Consider the following 15,942-nt stretch of genomic DNA (forward strand, 5'->3'; position numbering starts at 1 on the left):
TCTCCCCTTGTATGACAAGGTTTAGGCAAATATTTTTTTATAGGAGGAGTTTTCTTGTTCAAAATCAAGGAAAACGGCTCTTCCGTCGGAACTGAGATCATCGCCGGTTTGACGACCTTCTTCACGATGGCGTACATCATCTTCGTCAATCCGTCAATTCTTGGCTTGACGGGAATGCCGCAAAAAGCAATCTTCCTCGCGACCATTTTCGCGACCGTTATCGGCACGCTGATCATGGGCCTTTTCGCGAATGTGCCGTACGCACAGGCACCCGGTATGGGGCTGAACGCCTTTTTCACATTCACGGTCGTTTTCGCCCTCGGTTTTACCTGGCAGCAGGCGTTGTCAATGGTCTTTATCTGCGGTATCATCAATATCGTTATCACCGTAACAAAGATCAGGAAGACCATAATTAAGTCGATCCCCTCCGGACTTCAGAACGCCATCGGCGGCGGCATCGGTATTTTCATTGCCTACATAGGAATTAAAAATGCCGGTCTCATCAACTTCACCTCCGACCCGGGCAAAAACACCGTTTTGGGTGACGGAACGGTTATCGCCGACGCCAGCGCGGTTCCGGCGCTTGTTAAACTCGCCTCGCCGGCAGTTCTGCTCGCCTTAATCGGCTTGGTTATTACCGTCGTTTTGCTGGTTATCAAAGTAAAAGGCGCCATCTTAATCGGGATTGTCGCCACCACGATTATCGGCATACCGATGGGCGTAGTCAGTTTTGCAAACGTTGGTATTGCCGGCGGTATTGCGGATTCCTTTAAAGAACTCGGAAGCACATTCGGCGTTATTTTCAAAAGCGAAGGTATTCCATCGTTATTCGCAGACGCCTCCAAATTACCTTTGGTGCTCGCAACCATCTTCGCATTCAGTTTGACGGATACGTTTGACACTATCGGAACGTTTGTCGGTACAGGCCGACGGAGCGGTATCTTCTCGGAAGAGGATATGAAATTGATGGAGAGCGGTTCGGGCTTTAAGTCCAAGATCGACAGAGCGCTTTGCGCTGACTCTGTCGCTACCTCTATAGGCGCGATTCTCGGTACCTCCAACACGACAACTTACGTCGAGAGCGCCGCTGGCATCAGCGTCGGCGGACGCACCGGTCTGACCAGTGTTGTCACGGCTGTTCTTTTTTTGGCCTGCATCCTGATTGCTCCGTTCGCGGGAATTGTTCCGGCTGCCGCAACCTCCGCTGCATTGATCGTGGTCGGCATCATGATGATGGCCTCCTTCAAAGAAATAGATTGGCACGAACTCTCCGAAGCCATTCCTGCCTTCTTCGCGGGTGTGTTCATGGCGATCTGCTACAGTATCTCCTACGGTATTGCTTTCAGCTTCATCTTCTACTGTATTGTGAAGATTTTCAAGGGGAAAGTCAAGGAGATTCACCCGGTTCTCGCAGTCGCGACAGTGCTGTTTATTCTGAACTTTGTCCTGTTGGCGATTCAGAAATAAGATTATCTCAGGATAAAGAGAAACCGGCGTACCAAACGGTACGCCGGTTTTTTGTTTAAACAATTTAACTGCAAAATTAATCCGTCTTTGCAATTTCCTTTGTAATTAAATCCGACGCGATATGAAGCGCTTTGATTCGATTGCACAGCAGTGTCTGCTGAGAAAGCCCCAGCGTCTGTTTTTCCTGTATTTTTTCACACTTTCTGATCGTGGAAGAGACAACGCGAAGTGCTCCCTCCAATTCAGCCTTTGAATATTGTCCCATCATGTCACTCCCCGATGATCTTAATCAAAACATGCTTATCCCGCTTACCATCGAATTCGCCGTAAAAAATCTGTTCCCAGGTTCCGAAATCGAGTTTGCCGTTTGTAACCGCAATGACGACCTCGCGACCCACTACGGTGCGTTTCAAGTGCGCGTCGGCGTTGTCCTCATAGCTGTTGTGGTCGTATTGGCCGTAAGGTTTTTCCGGCGCGAGCTTTTCAAGCCATTTTTCAAAATCGCGGTGCAGGCCGCCCTCGTCGTCGTTGATGAACACACTCGCAGTGATGTTCATTGCGTTGACAAGGCACAGCCCCTCATGAATTAAGCTTTCGGCAAGCGCAGCCTCGACTTGCGGAGTGATATTGACAAATGCCCGACGTGTTCCGATATGAAAATAAAGTTCTTTTCGAAATGATTTCATGTGCACTCTCCTGATTTTCAATGAGCGTCGCTTATGTCCTTTTTCGGAAGATCAGAGAACCGATAATTAAAACCACAGCCGTAACCAGGAGTATCATTAATATTGTGGTAAGTTGTACGGAAATTCCGAGTTCATGAGAAACTGCGGAGATATACCTTGAAAGTTGAAAATTTGTTGGTTGAGAAGAGGGCAGTGAATCGGCGGTTGAAATAACAGGGAGAACGGGCGCGGAAGAAAAAACGGAAGATGAAGGTGTCGGAATCGAAGTTTCCTCCGAAGTCCGAACCGATGATTTTGACGAAGCCGCCGGAACGGACTGCTTTGAAGAGACGGTTTGAGAGGAGGGTAAACGCGCCTGCGAGCTGGTTTGAACTACGGATATTATCGATTCTGCCTGCGATTGCGGACGCATAGCAGCCTGTGTGGCGTTGATACCCCTGTCTTTGACTGTGCATTTGGGATAATCACCGCTCCAGACATGGTCAACCGCCATTTCCGAATCCGTAATATTAAAATAATCGTAGGTCTTGTTATTTTTGCCGTCCGAACTCACAGGATCGTCCCAGGTGATGTCGAGCTGATACCAGTTTCCGCCGAGTTTGACAAGGTTCCAGGCATGCGGGATGTTTGCAACAACAGTTCCGCTGACAAATACGGATTCGATTCCGACAGCGTTAAACAGAAGGCGTGCGGCTTCCGTATATCCCTCACAAACTCCTATCCCTTTAATTAACGGGCCGTAAGCATAATAAACCAATTGCAGATTGCTTTTTTCTTCATATCTGGCATGGTCGATCAGATAATCATGGATTGATTTTACGAGCATGTATTCGCTCATACCCGGTGCAAATACTTCCGTTGTAAGCCGAACCACTTCGTCTTTCGTTTCCTTTTTCATCTGAACCAGTGTTTCGCTGTCATAACCGTAGGTAAAATTAATTTTATATGCAGCCGCGTCGGAGTGGTTATTTGAGAAAATTTTCACAGATACACTTTTATAGCCCATATAGGCGATATAATCGCGGTCGCGAACCTGTTCAACCAGTCCGGAGAAATCAGGTATAAGGTTTTTCCCGTCGGAAAAAACAATATAAACGTCGGTCTCAGCTTTCATCATGGCTGTTCGGATACAGCTATATAAATCTTCGGAGGAATCTGCTACATGAATGCTGTTTATTGGGATATCGGTATTGGCATATTGAACGTCACAGTCTGTGTGGCTTCCGTAAACAGTATAAGACATCCCGTAATAATAAAAAACCAGTTCCGGTTTGGCAGCAAAAGCGTCTTCGAAAGCGCTATTAATATTTCCGGTTGAGACACTGAAATGCTCATTAAATGCCGACAAGTTTTCAACGACGGTATCGGCTGGAGATGCGGAAAGAGACAAAGGGAGCTGGGAAATGATGAGTAAAGCAGCTGCTAAAATGCAGAGCGCTCTTTTCAAAAGTGATCCCCCTCCCATTTTAATTTACATGACAAATATATCATTATAAAGACAGTTTTGTCAATCATTCCGATAATTCTCCTATTGGAATTAGTTGACATGGAAAATGCAGTATGATATACTGAAATACAGTTTGTACACGCATTTCATTGATACCTCCGCCCATAGACGGTAAAGGTTCAGTTTTTCAGAAAAGCCGTCGAAAAATAGAAAAACAGAAGGATATAAGCATGAAGAAGTACATCGCAGTTTTGGAAATCCTGCTTGCAGCAGTATTATTCTCCATTTCTTTTTCGGGGACTCAGACGAGAAAAATTCAATCTTACTCAATAGCGGAAGGAGGGTCACTGACACTTACAGCGTATGAAGGCTCTGCATATTATTGGTATATCGGCGATGACGCCAATCAAAAGTATTTTTGCAATACGGACACCGCATTAAAATACGGAGTCGAGTTTCTCGGAAGCAACAGCAGAACACTGACGATTAAAAGTGTCAACCCGAAAAAATTCTTTGCAATGGTTAGTTGTTGGGATAAAGAACAGCCTTACAGTGGAAATAAATACGTTGGTAACGAATTATTCATATGTTTTGTATCACTCACTTCCTCTAAAACAAAGATATCGAGTGTACCTTATGCCTCTTCAGCGCCATCTGTTATATCGGCGACATTCAATTCACCGATTCCGAAACTGGAATATAATTTAAAAATGGCAAGTGTGAACCCAGGTGAAACAATCAATTTAATCGCAACACATTCTTTAAAAGAATCAGTAAAGGGATTAATTTCTTATCAGTGGTACGAAAGTGCAAAAAGCGATTATTGTAACGCCAAAGCCATTTCAGACGCAATTTCCGATACTTACACCATTGATGGAAACACCCATTCCGGAACGACACGCTATTACTATTGTATAATAACCAATGAATTGAATGGCGAAAAATACACCAATAAGGGCGACGGCATGGAGATGGTCGAGATCACCTTCGCTGGGGAGCACATTCACGCGTACAGCGAGTGGAAAATAAAAACAGAGCCGACCTGCACCGAGAACGGCGTAAAAACCCGAACTTGCGAATGCGGAGATAAACAGCAGGAGGTTATCTCGGCGCTCGGACATACATTCAGCGAATGGGCAGTAAAAACTGCAGCGAATGAGACCGCAGAAGGGCAGGAAGAACGCAGCTGCATCAAATGCGGTGCGGTTGAGAGTCGTATTATTCCGCGAACCGAAACATCATCAGAAAGCGCATCAAGTATCCCTATAACTCAAATAAACGGACAATCAGCAGATCAATTTAAAACTAAATGGTGGATTTTTGCAATTGTTCTCATTGGTATCGCCGGTGGAGCGGTTTACGGCTTAATTCTGATAAAAAAGAAAAAATCAAATAGTAATTTATAACCATTCATAACACACCCAGAAGCTTATCACATGCGAAGAAAATAATAGAATTATAAATTGATCCGCTCATGGGCGTATTATGGTTAGAAAGGTTAGCAGAGAGCGCAGCTTATCTAAGCGTAAAAAGGGGACAGTCCTGAGTCCTTCCGGAGAGATTATCCTTCTGCGAAGAAAAAATACTAATAGATAAAAAGCACCCGTAAGATATACGAGTGCTTTTTTGGCACTCCCGGTGCGATTTGAACGCATGGCCTGCCGCTTAGGAGGCGGCCGCTCTATCCAGCTGAGCTACGGGAGCATATTTTCGGCAGTCGGCAAACGATCCGGTCTGTAAGCCGGGTTCTGTACGGTTTTCACCGTGACGACCATCTATCTGGGACAGACATTGCTGTCCGCCTCGTGCCATCAGTCGGGAATGCGCCGGGCCGGCGCGTCACCCAGTCGATGTTGCTTCGAATAGAGTTTACAGGGAGCGACAGTCTCCCGCCGCGCCGGTGAGCTCTTACCTCGCCTTTCCACCCTTACCCGAACCGTTGCCGGAACAGGCGGTATATCTCTGTTGCACTTGTCCGAGGGTCACCCCTGGCGGCCGTTAGCCGTTATTCTGCCCTATGAAGCCCGGACTTTCCTCCCCTTGCAGGGCGGCCGTCCGACCGGGTCGTTTGCCGACTGCCGAAATTTTATTATAAACTTTTTACGAATGTTTTTAAATAGTTAATAAAATCCGTGCCAAGTTCGGGATGTTTAACGCCGATTTCAATGATTGCTTCGAGATATCCGAGTTTGTTTCCGATATCGTATCGTTTGCCCGAAAAATCTACTCCGATCATGCCGTCGCGTTTGGCCAGTACCCGCATGGCGTCTGTGAGTTGAATTTCGCCGCCCGCTCCCGGAGGGGTATTATCGAGGACATCAAAGATTGCCGGCGTTAGTACGCATCTGCCTAAAATCGAATAAAGGGACATAATCCGATCGTCGGTCGGTTTTTCGACCATGTCTGAGACTGCAAAAGTTTTTTCACCGAGCGGGGAAACTTCAAGGGAGCAATATTTTTTGATCGCTTCGCGGCTGACTTGCTTAATGCCCGCGACGCCTTTGCCGTATTTCTCGTATGCAGCACATAGTTCGCCGATGGCAGGAGTATCGCCGATAACGACATCGTCTCCGTAGAGTACCGCAAACGGCTCATCGCCGACAAATCCACGCGCACAACTGATCGCATGCCCAAGCCCTTTGGTTTCTTTTTGGCGCACAAAGAAGATATTCGCCATCTTGGCCGTATCCAGCACAGAATTGTATAATTCGGTCTTTTTACCTGCCAGAAGCCGTTCCTCGAGTTCCGGAGAGCGGTCAAAATGATCTTCCATCGCTGCTTTCCCACGGTTGGTAATAATCAAGATATCGGTAATGCCGGCTGCAACCGCTTCTTCGACGATATATTGGATAGAGGGCTTATCGACGATGGTCAGCATCTCTTTCGGAATCGCTTTAGTCGCCGGCAAAACACGGGTCCCGAGACCTGCGGCCGGAATGACGGCTTTTTTAACTTTCAAAAATATCGCTCCTTTAACTGAAAATCAAGCAGATATAGGCTACTGCGGATGAAGCAAAGAAATAGAGTATAACCGGAAATAAAACCGCAAAAGCGTTGACGCCGCCTTTCGCGGAGAACAGATATTCGCGCTGATAACGGTCATAGGAACGCTGCCGGATCATCCTGATGGTTTTTATGGCTTTGTTGTAATAGAGCTTCATACCGAAAAATCCGCAAAAGACCATCGACAGAACATATAAAACCGCCGTGAGCATAATGCAGATGTTTAAAGTAGACATGTTAGCCGTCATAAAATCGTTCAGAATGCGTAATTCTTCGGCTAAATAGGCATTATAATCGGTAATTGTATTGGCAGCCGTCAGCAAAGCATCTGAACTTTTTACAAAGAAAATACCATAAAAGGCTATAATTGGAGATATGACTGCTAATGTAAGTGCAGTTCCGGCGCCAATCACTTTATGATAAAACAACCAGAAGAAAGATGCAAAAAAAGCATAGACGGAAAAAGCATTTTTACCCCGGCTGATTTTCTTGAAACGCTCCATAACGTCTTCGGAATTACTGCCGTAAAAACGTGCCAAATCAGCCCGGCTGATATCATCAACCAATTTCCCGTCATCATTGTAAACGGTATCAAAATCGTTATAGGCATGAGAACCGGGAGGAGGCGGATAATTCGGCACAGTTTTATATTCAGGATTCGGAGCCGTTAACTCATGACCGCAATTGATACAGACACGAAACAATGGGTTATTGCGATAACCACAGAATTCACAGACTAATTGTCCGTTTTCGTCGGAGCTGCTGCGGATGGGTTGAACGCTCGGTGGCTGAGAAAGCGTTGCAAGCTCGTTAACCGTATCAAAATTACCGTTTCGGTGTTCAGACGCAAAAAAGCAGGCATTCGTTTCTTTCCAGCAGCCTCGATGATGAGCCGTTCCGCATTCCGGACAATAGACGATATCGTCTTTATCGGTAAATTCTTTTTTGCAGACGGGACAGATTTTTCCCTGCCAAAAATTCATGTTAACGCCTTTCCGAAAAAATTCGTGACTGGTGCTAAGCCGCAAATCACTTAAAATATATTAACCAAATATTTATGTTTTGTCAAGTAAAGAACCGCAATCGATGAAAGCAAACAAAAGGCGCACATACGGAATTTGCCGTATGTGCGCCTTTGAAACTCGCTTAATAATCCGTACGTTTTTTCTTTCTGACGACCAGGAAGACGATCAATGCGGCCACAAAGACGGCAAGCGCAATTAAAACATACCAGCTCCAGCCTGAGCTCGAGGTCTTTACCGTGTCAAACAGTTCGTTTGTATATTTGGTGGTTTCGGTGGGAAGAGTTTTAAATTCGACACCGCGCTTTAAAACTTCCTGAGAGGGATAGGCAATAGGATTTTCAGCCACTTCCGTGTCCATGAAAGCCTTCGCAGCGCTGATAGGTGTGGAATAACCGAGGTATTCCGTATTTTGTCCGGAAATCTCGGGGTCACACAAAAAATTGATATATTTCTCGGCGGCCGTTTTGTTTAGAGCACCGGTGGGGATGCAGATGGAGTCGACGAAGACGTTAAAACCCTCTTTGGGGAAGCAGAACGCAAGGTCCGGGTTTTCGGCCTGCATGGTTAAAAAGTCGCCGGCATAATAAGGGGCGATCCAGGCCTCTTCGGTCTCCATTTGAGAAAATACCTGATCCATGACATAACTTTGCACCAGTTTCTTTTGCTCAGACAGCTTTGCGGCAGCCTTATCAAGCTCACTTGAGGAGGTCGTGTTAACGTCGATACCGAGCAGCATCTGGGCAATGGCGAACGCGTCGCGGCTGTTGTCAAACATCAGGATTTTACCGCTGTATTGGCTGTTCCATAGTAAATCCCAGCTTGTAACTTCTTCGGTGACGTACTTGCTGTTATAGATCAAACCCACGCAGCCCCAGGTATAAGGCACACTGTATTCATTGGCGGGATCAAATATGCGGTTTTTAAATTCAACATCGATATTAGAATAGTTCGGGATGTTGGAAAAATCAAGCTTTTGCACAAGCCCTTCTTCAATTAGTTTTCCGACCATATAGTCGGAAGGAATGATGACGTCATAACTCGCGCCGCCTGTTTTGAGTTTGGCGTAGAGTGCCTCATTGGAATCATAAGTCGAATAGTTGACTTTGATGCCGGTGCGGCGGGTGAATTCTGCGTTGACATCAAGACCGCCGTCTGTGCCGTCGGAGATGTACTGACCCCAGTTGTAAACGTTGATTTCCTCGCCTGTCAGCGGAACTGCGGCGTCCGTCGCAAAAACGGGCAAAACCATGCCTGCCAGTAAGAACAGAGAAAACACGAGCGCGAAGACCTTTTTCATCTCTCAAACCTCCTGAAATATTTTATTGCATATTTTGTGCAACCGGCGTATCAAGCCGCTGCTTTTTTTTATCGTCATAACTCTGCATGATCGTCATACCTGCCATAACCAAAACAATTGCAAGGAAGATGATAGTAAACAAGGCATAAATTTTCGGGGGAAGGGGCTTTTTGGTGTAGCTGTAGATCTCAATCGGAAGCGTAGTGTAGGACGGGCCGTAGACAAAATAGGAAATGACGAAATCGTCAAGGCTCATCGTAAACGCCATAAGACCGCCGGTGATAATACCAGGTAAAATTTCGGGCAGTATGACTTTGAAGAATGATTGCACCGGAGTGCAGCCGAGGTCGAGCGCCGCCTCGTTGAGATTGGGGTTCAATTGCCGCAGTTTCGGAATCACCGAAAGGATGACATAAGGCAGGTTAAAAGTGATGTGCGCAATCAGCAGCGTGCCGAAGCCCAGAATATTATTGTTGGCGATCATACGTCCCGCAAAGGCGAATAACAACGCTAACGAAATGCCGGTCACGATCTCCGGGTTGGTCATCGGGATGTTAGTCGCGGTCATGATCAGCGATTTCGTGCGTTTTCCCATTTTCTCAATGCCGATGGATGCAGCGGTTCCGAGCACTGTGGCGATGAACGAAGATAAGATTGCGATGATTAGAGAATTGAGCAGCAGTCGAAGTAAGGTGTCATCTTTGAAAAACTCCAGATAATTATAAAAGGTGAAATTCTTGAAAACGGTCATATCTTTCCCGGAATTGAACGATGCCACTACCAATAGTACGATTGGGGCATAGAGCACGATAAAGACAATGACGGTAAAAATCCTGCTGAATCGTTTCATACGAGCGTTACCTCATCATTGTCTGTGAATTTATTCATGATGCCCATGCAGATAAAGACGATGACCATCAGGCAGAGAGACATTGCCGCACCCACGTTGAAGTTATACGATGCTTTGAACTGGCTCTCGATCACATCACCGATCATGGCAGTGCCGGTTCCGCCGAGCTTTTTCGAGATATAAAAGGTGCTTACCGCCGGAACAAAAACCATTGTGACGCCGGAGATGATGCCGGGAATCGAGAGCGGCAGATAAACCTTCGAGAGAACTTGAAACCCGTTGCAGCCGAGGTCTTGAGCGGCCTCGACGAGCGCGGGGTTGATTTTGACCAAAACGCTGTAAAGCGGTAAAATCATATAGGGAAGATAATTATATACCATGCCGAAAACGACTGCCGTCGGGGTGCGCAGCATCGTCACCGGACCGATCCCGAATATTCCGAGTAACTGATTGATGACACCGGTGTCTTCAAGCATTGCGACGAGCGCAAGGGTGCGAAGCAAAAAGCTCGTGCACATCGGCAGCAGCAGAAGCAGTGTCATGATGCGCTGAGCAGCCGGAGATGCATGCGCAATCGCGTAGGCCATTGGATAACCGATCACCAAACAGCATGCGGCAGAAATGATTGCAAGCCAAAGAGAATCGGCAAACGTGGGCAGATATTGCTTTAATCCGGTGATGTTGGAAAAGGTGAATTGGCCGGTTGCGTTGTCTGTGAAGGCGAAATAAAAGACCACGGCGAGAGGTATGATCGTGAACAGCGCCATCCAGAGAATATAGGGCGCCGCAAGCAGCTTAGCCCTCTTCATTCTCTTCCTCCGTACTATCGTTTGCTTCGCTCTCTTCGTCATACTGTTCGCTGAAGGACGAATAATCGCCGAACCTGCCGGAGTAGTCGCTCTTATGCATGATATGTATGGCGTCGGGTTCGATGACGAAAGCGACTTCGGTGCCCATTTCGAGATAATCGGTCGACTGGATCAGCCATTTATAGCCGCTGACGTCGACGATAAATTCATAATGCACACCTTTAAAGGTGACTGATGTGATGGTGCCTTTGATATGTCCTTTTTCAAATGGGATGATGTCGATGTCTTCGGGACGAATGACGACGTCGACCGGAGTATTTGGTTCAAATCCCGAATCCAGACAATCGAATTTGCGCCCGCAGAACTCGACCAGACGATCCTCGAGCATGACGCCGTCGATGATATTTGATTCGCCGATAAAGTCGGCGACAAATGCGTTGATCGGTTCGTTGTAAATATCTTCGGGCGTTCCGATCTGCAGAATCTTCCCATTGTCCATGACTACTACGCGGTCGCTCATCGTGAGCGCTTCTTCCTGGTCATGCGTGACATAGACAAACGTGATGCCGAGCTGCTGTTGAATGCGCTTGAGTTCCGCCTGCATGTCTTTGCGCAGGCGCATATCGAGTGCACCGAGTGGTTCGTCGAGCAGCAGCACGCGGGGGCGGCAGACGAGTGCGCGGGCGATTGCGACGCGCTGCTGCTGGCCGCCGGAGAGCGCACTGCTGTTGCGGCGTTCAAATCCATGCAGATTCACGAGATCGAGCATCGAAAACACCCGTTCTCGGATTTCTTTCTCGGGCAGCTTTTGAAGCCGAAGACCAAAAGCGATATTTTCAAATACATCCAAATGAGGGAACAGGGCGTATTTTTGAAAAACCGTGTTCACATGGCGCTTATATGGAGGAAGATCGGTGATGTCTTTTTCATCAAAATAAACCAAGCCCGAATGCGGCGTCAAAAAACCGCCGATAATTCTCAGCGTAGTGGTTTTTCCGCAGCCGCTCGGGCCTAAAAAAGTTATAAATTCCTTGCTGTTAATGGAGAGATTGATGGATTTCAAAACCTCTTCGCCATCGAAAACCATACTGATATCCGATAGGCGGATAAGTTCTTTTGGCATCTATCATCCCCCAAATCGTTAAAAAATCAGCCCGGCGTTGCCTCGCTTTTTTGTCACAAAGCATCCGCGGACCGTGCAAGTTTTAATATAGCGTTTTCCCAAAAGAATGTCAATATATTTTTCGATTTTTTTCGTGGTTATTTTCGAACTGCTGATTTAACAAGCGGCTTTTGAACTCAGCAATTTGTTGATTGTATGATAATATTTCGAGCAAATGGTTGAATCCATCTGAAAAGTGCTCAATCGTTGCGTGCCGAATTACAAACATTTTCGTTTATCTTTTCTTCTGTTTTTTACTTGACATTTGAGGGATAATTTGGTAAAATTATTGTAACGCGTGGAAAAGCTCTGACTCCGCGTTGTTGCATAAAAAACAGAGCATTTTTGAAAGAGGGAAAAATCATGAAAAAAGTCCTTGTCATTTTGCTTGCGCTTGTCTTTGTTATCGGTATGAGCGCCTGCGCAGTGTCTTCCAAACCGAGCGATGAGACATCGTCCGTTCTGTCTGAGACAGCTTCCGTCACTCAGCCGATCGATTCGACGGTGTCCGAAGTAACATCCAAAGTTTCGTCCGTCGCGTCGGTTGTATCCGAGACATCTGCCGTATCGGAAGTCTCGACTCCGTCCGAGACGTCCGAGCCCACCACGACCGCTGTCGAATATACCGATATCGCAGCTGCTGTTTTGGCTGACTTCAACGCGAAGCGCACCGAACTCGGCAAAGACGCACTGGTCACCAGCGACCGCCTGACCAAAGCCGCCGAGACTTACGCGAAAGCGCTGCTCGACGCATCGGATGATTTCATCAAGGGCACCGATTATCGTACATTGCCCGATGGCTCCGGAGTTACCGCAATCGTCAATTCTGTTGACAGCACCGAAGGCCGTCTGACCGGTCTGAACTACAGTGTCTGGGTCAACGAGATGCCGTCCTCAGGTAATACACTCGAAGCCCTCAAAGCGGTCATGCTCGCCAGCACACAGTTCGCCACTAAAGCTGAATTCGACTTTGCCAAGATCGGCATCACCGCACTGCAGACCGTCATCGATGGTGTCCCGCAGAGAAGCGTCATCGTCATCTTCTACGCTGCATAATTTCATTCTCATGGATACAAAGGGACGGCTTTGAATTTCAAAGCCGTCCCTTTTTGTTGACATTTTACACTGTTTATGATATTATGACCGCATATTCGGTCTTGAAAGGGAGAGTTAAATGTCCTTTTCGCAGCTCCAATTATCGGTGAGTATTTCCGTCGGGGTACAAATGCGGTTGTAGCTGCGTTTATCGCGGGTGCAATCGCTTGTTATGCTTGCACCGACGAGGACGAAATGATCATGATTCCGGTGCAAAAGCGCCGGATTTTTATATGAGAAGATAGAATATAAGTATATCGGGAGGATGTTCATGGCTAAAGAACTTGAAAAAAACTACGATCCGCTTCAGTTTGAAGACAGATTGTATCATACTTGGGAAGAAAAAGGGTATTTTCACGCCGAGCCCGATTCCGAAAAACAGCCCTATACCATTGTGATTCCGCCGCCCAACATCACCGGGCAGCTGCATATGGGACATGCACTTGACAATACCCTGCAGGACATCCTCATCCGCTATAAACGCATGAGCGGTTTCTGTACGCTTTGGCTGCCGGGAACCGACCATGCCTCCATCGCCACCGAGGCCAAGATCGTCGAGGCGATGCGCAAAGAAAGATTGACCAAAGAGAGCATCGGACGTGATAAGTTTTTGGAGCGCGCTTGGGCGTGGAAAAAACAATACGGCGACCGCATCATCGAACAACTCAAAAAGATGGGCTCCTCCTGCGACTGGCAGAGAACCCGCTTCACCATGGACGAGGGTTGTTCCAAAGCCGTAAAAGAGGTCTTTGTCCGCCTGTATAATAAGGGTTTGATTTATCGCGGCGAGCGCATCATCAACTGGTGCCCGCACTGCCTGACCTCGATCTCCGACGCCGAAGTTGAATATGAGGATCAAAAAGGCCATTTTTGGCATCTGCGCTATCCCCTCTCGGATAGCAGCGGCTTTATCGAGCTCGCCACAACCCGTCCCGAAACGATGCTTGGTGATACCGCGGTCGCCGTTCACCCTAAAGACAAACGCTATAAAAAACTGGTTGGAAAGACTGTGATTCTGCCGTTAGTCGGACGCGAAATCCCGATCGTCGCCGACGAATATGTCGATCCGGAATTCGGAACCGGCGCGGTTAAAATCACACCCGCGCACGACCCCAACGACTTCGAGGTCGGCAGACGCCATAACCTGCCGTTAATCAACGTGATGACGCCGGACGCCAAGATCACAGCCGACTATCCGAAATACGCCGGAATGGACCGCTACGAGGCTCGTAAAGCCATTGTGAAAGACCTGGAAGAGCAGGGGTTCCTGATTCGTGTCGAAGATCATGAACATAACGTCGGCACCTGCTATCGCTGCTCCACCACCGTCGAGCCGCGCGCGTCCTTACAGTGGTTTGTCAAGATGGAACCGCTGGCCAAACCCGCCATCGAAGCCGTGAAAAGCGGCGATATCAAGTTTGTCCCCGAGCGCTTTGACAAGACCTATTTCCACTGGATGGAGAACATCCGCGACTGGTGCATCTCCCGTCAGCTCTGGTGGGGTCACCGTATTCCGGCATTTTACTGCGACGAATGCGGTGAGACGGTGGTCACCAAGGATGAAAACCCCGTCTGCCCGAAATGCGGCAAGCCGATGCGTCAGGACCCCGACACTCTCGACACATGGTTTTCCTCCGCGCTCTGGCCGTTTTCGACCCTTGGCTGGCCGGAAAAGACCAAGGACTTGGATTTCTTCTACCCGACCAACACACTCGTGACCGGCTATGACATTATCACCTTCTGGGTCTCGCGCATGATCTTCTCGGGGCTTGAATACATGGGCGAAAAGCCGTTCGATACAGTACTGATCCACGGCCTAGTGCGCGATGCGCAGGGGCGCAAGATGTCCAAATCTCTCGGCAACGGCATTGACCCGCTCGAGATCATCGATAAATACGGCGCAGACGCACTGCGGTTCGCTCTGGCCACCGGCATCGCTCCCGGAAACGATATGCGCTTCTCCGATGAAAAAATCGAAGCCAGCCGCAACTTTTGCAATAAGCTCTGGAACGCGGCGCGCTTTATTTTAATGAACCTGAAAACCGAGATCACACCGGATTCGCTGCCTAAGACCCTTGCCCCCGAAGATAAATGGATTCTGACCCGTTACACCCGAACCGTCCAAGAAGTCAACGAGCTACTCGACCGTTACGAGATCGGAATGGCGCTCGGAAAACTTTATGACTTCATCTGGGACGAGTTTTGCGACTGGTTTATCGAACTCTCAAAAGACCGTTTGTATGCCGGCGGAGAACCCGCTGAAGAAGCCTCGCAGGTGTTATGCTATGTGATGGGCAACACCCTCAAACTGCTGCACCCGTTTTTGCCGTTCATCACCGAGGAGATTTGGCAGGCGCTTCCGCACAATAGCGATACTATCATGCTTGCGTCTTATCCGAGATATGATGGGTCCCTCGATTTCAGCGCGGAAGCCGACATGGTCGAGATGATTATGGCTGCCGTCAAAGCTCTCCGCAACCGCAGAACCGAGATGAATGTCGCACCGTCCCGCAAGGCAGTTGTGCACATCAGCAGTGAGCACATCGGCAAATATCTCAGCTGCAAGCGGTTTTTTGTGCGCCTTGCGAGCTGCAGCGACGTGGTCGAGGGTAAAACCGATGGCATTTCGATTGTCACCGATGACGCCAAGATGACGATTGCAATCGCTGAACTGGTTGACATTGAAGCCGAAAAAGCGCGCTTGAAAAAGGAACTTGAGACCGCCCAAAAGGAACTCGGGCAGATTGAAGCGAAACTCGGAAACAGCGCGTTTGTTGACAGAGCACCGCAAGCGGTCGTCGAGGAACAGCGTCAGCGCCGCGAAAAGCTTCTTTCCCGCATTGAGGTCATTCATAAAACAGAGGAAGAATTGATCTAAATATCCATAATTCATATAATATAACAATTTATGGAAAATTAAAACACCTATATAAACAGAAAAGAAACGACAGCTTTATCAAAGATTTTGTCGTTTCTTTTATGGTGCGGGTAACAGGGGTTGAACCTGCACGGTCTCCCACCGGAACCTAAATCCGGCGCGTCTGCCAATTCCGCCATACCCGCAACGGGGTTATTTTAACATAACTTTGAAAAATCCGCAA

At 47.8% G+C, this 15,942-nt stretch carries 13 protein-coding genes, 2 tRNA genes and 1 other RNA gene; 4 read left to right on the forward strand and 12 right to left on the reverse strand.

Annotated features, from left to right (window positions below; translation table 11 throughout):
* The first annotated feature begins 54 nt into the window (after nt 1-54).
* Complete coding sequence (locus PKH29_03605; protein ID HNX13922.1) at nt 55-1,467, forward strand: NCS2 family permease; 1,413 nt, start codon at nt 55-57, stop codon at nt 1,465-1,467.
* 76 nt (nt 1,468-1,543) lie between these two features.
* Here PKH29_03605 and PKH29_03610 read toward each other — a convergent pair whose 3' ends face one another.
* From PKH29_03610 to PKH29_03620, 3 genes are read right to left on the reverse strand one after another with little or no spacing between them, the layout of a single operon-like run.
* The gene (locus PKH29_03610; protein ID HNX13923.1) at nt 1,544-1,708 is read right to left on the reverse strand and encodes a hypothetical protein; all 165 of its coding nucleotides are present in this window, start codon (nt 1,706-1,708) and stop codon (nt 1,544-1,546) included.
* Between the two features lie 28 nt (nt 1,709-1,736).
* Nucleotides 1,737-2,153: a secondary thiamine-phosphate synthase enzyme YjbQ gene (locus tag PKH29_03615; protein HNX13924.1), complete on the reverse strand. Its 417-nt coding sequence runs from the start codon at nt 2,151-2,153 to the stop codon at nt 1,737-1,739.
* Nucleotides 2,154-2,184: 31 nt separating this feature from the next.
* Nucleotides 2,185-3,600: a transglutaminase domain-containing protein gene (locus tag PKH29_03620; protein HNX13925.1), complete on the reverse strand. Its 1,416-nt coding sequence runs from the start codon at nt 3,598-3,600 to the stop codon at nt 2,185-2,187.
* A 230-nt stretch (nt 3,601-3,830) separates the two neighbouring features.
* Between PKH29_03620 and PKH29_03625 the strand changes: the two genes are divergently transcribed.
* Nucleotides 3,831-5,006 carry a hypothetical protein gene (locus PKH29_03625; protein HNX13926.1) on the forward strand — a complete coding sequence of 392 codons (1,176 nt, stop codon included), beginning with the start codon at nt 3,831-3,833 and terminating at the stop codon, nt 5,004-5,006.
* A 221-nt stretch (nt 5,007-5,227) separates the two neighbouring features.
* Here PKH29_03625 and PKH29_03630 read toward each other — a convergent pair.
* The 8 genes from PKH29_03630 to PKH29_03665 all read right to left on the reverse strand — a co-directional run bounded on the left by PKH29_03630 (nt 5,228) and on the right by PKH29_03665 (nt 11,707).
* A tRNA-Arg gene (locus PKH29_03630) sits at nt 5,228-5,304 on the reverse strand.
* A gap of 17 nt (nt 5,305-5,321) precedes the next feature.
* An RNA gene (gene rnpB / locus PKH29_03635) (RNase P RNA component class A) lies at nt 5,322-5,667 on the reverse strand.
* A 22-nt stretch (nt 5,668-5,689) separates the two neighbouring features.
* A complete protein-coding gene (galU, locus tag PKH29_03640; protein ID HNX13927.1) occupies nt 5,690-6,559 on the reverse strand; it encodes a UTP--glucose-1-phosphate uridylyltransferase GalU in 870 nt (289 codons plus the stop codon).
* A 13-nt stretch (nt 6,560-6,572) separates the two neighbouring features.
* Nucleotides 6,573-7,586, reverse strand: a complete 1,014-nt coding sequence (locus PKH29_03645) for an RING finger protein (GenBank protein HNX13928.1) — start codon at nt 7,584-7,586, stop codon at nt 6,573-6,575.
* A 163-nt stretch (nt 7,587-7,749) separates the two neighbouring features.
* Entirely contained in the window at nt 7,750-8,925 is a 1,176-nt protein-coding gene (locus tag PKH29_03650; GenBank protein ID HNX13929.1) for a spermidine/putrescine ABC transporter substrate-binding protein, read from the reverse strand.
* A 22-nt stretch (nt 8,926-8,947) separates the two neighbouring features.
* Nucleotides 8,948-9,775 (reverse strand): ABC transporter permease, encoded by an 828-nt coding sequence (locus tag PKH29_03655; GenBank protein HNX13930.1) that lies wholly within the window; start codon nt 9,773-9,775, stop codon nt 8,948-8,950.
* Entirely contained in the window at nt 9,772-10,584 is an 813-nt protein-coding gene (locus tag PKH29_03660) for an ABC transporter permease (protein ID HNX13931.1), read from the reverse strand. Before PKH29_03660 ends, PKH29_03655 begins: the two co-directional genes overlap by 4 nt.
* Nucleotides 10,571-11,707 (reverse strand): ABC transporter ATP-binding protein, encoded by a 1,137-nt coding sequence (locus PKH29_03665; GenBank protein ID HNX13932.1) that lies wholly within the window; start codon nt 11,705-11,707, stop codon nt 10,571-10,573. The genes PKH29_03660 and PKH29_03665 overlap by 14 nt, the downstream gene beginning before the upstream one ends.
* A 402-nt stretch (nt 11,708-12,109) precedes the next feature.
* On the opposite strand from PKH29_03665, the gene PKH29_03670 reads away from it, so the two are divergent.
* Both PKH29_03670 and PKH29_03675 read left to right on the forward strand, forming a co-directional pair.
* On the forward strand, nt 12,110-12,802 hold the full coding sequence (locus PKH29_03670) for a hypothetical protein (GenBank protein HNX13933.1): 693 nt from the start codon (nt 12,110-12,112) through the stop codon (nt 12,800-12,802).
* A gap of 310 nt (nt 12,803-13,112) precedes the next feature.
* Nucleotides 13,113-15,719 carry a valine--tRNA ligase gene (locus PKH29_03675; GenBank protein ID HNX13934.1) on the forward strand — a complete coding sequence of 869 codons (2,607 nt, stop codon included), beginning with the start codon at nt 13,113-13,115 and terminating at the stop codon, nt 15,717-15,719.
* 102 nt (nt 15,720-15,821) lie between these two features.
* Here the strand turns inward: PKH29_03675 and PKH29_03680 are convergent.
* Nucleotides 15,822-15,904: transfer RNA gene (locus PKH29_03680), tRNA-Leu, on the reverse strand.
* Nucleotides 15,905-15,942 lie beyond the last annotated feature (38 nt).

Source organism: Oscillospiraceae bacterium (assembly GCA_035353335.1).
Classification (GTDB): Bacteria; Bacillota; Clostridia; order Oscillospirales; family JAKOTC01; genus DAOPZJ01.

Bases quoted from the DNA above. Each gene is read 5' to 3' on its own strand.
- PKH29_03615 (HNX13924.1), bottom strand. From the start codon at position 2,153: ATGAAATCATTTCGAAAAGAACTTTATTTTCATATCGGAACACGTCGG.
- PKH29_03625 (HNX13926.1), top strand. From the start codon at position 3,831: ATGAAGAAGTACATCGCAGTTTTGGAAATCCTGCTTGCAGCAGTATTA.
- PKH29_03645 (HNX13928.1), bottom strand. From the start codon at position 7,586: ATGAATTTTTGGCAGGGAAAAATCTGTCCCGTCTGCAAAAAAGAATTT.
- PKH29_03650 (HNX13929.1), bottom strand. From the start codon at position 8,925: ATGAAAAAGGTCTTCGCGCTCGTGTTTTCTCTGTTCTTACTGGCAGGC.
- PKH29_03655 (HNX13930.1), bottom strand. From the start codon at position 9,775: ATGAAACGATTCAGCAGGATTTTTACCGTCATTGTCTTTATCGTGCTC.
- PKH29_03660 (HNX13931.1), bottom strand. From the start codon at position 10,584: ATGAAGAGGGCTAAGCTGCTTGCGGCGCCCTATATTCTCTGGATGGCG.
- PKH29_03665 (HNX13932.1), bottom strand. From the start codon at position 11,707: ATGCCAAAAGAACTTATCCGCCTATCGGATATCAGTATGGTTTTCGAT.
- PKH29_03670 (HNX13933.1), top strand. From the start codon at position 12,110: ATGAAAAAAGTCCTTGTCATTTTGCTTGCGCTTGTCTTTGTTATCGGT.
- PKH29_03675 (HNX13934.1), top strand. From the start codon at position 13,113: ATGGCTAAAGAACTTGAAAAAAACTACGATCCGCTTCAGTTTGAAGAC.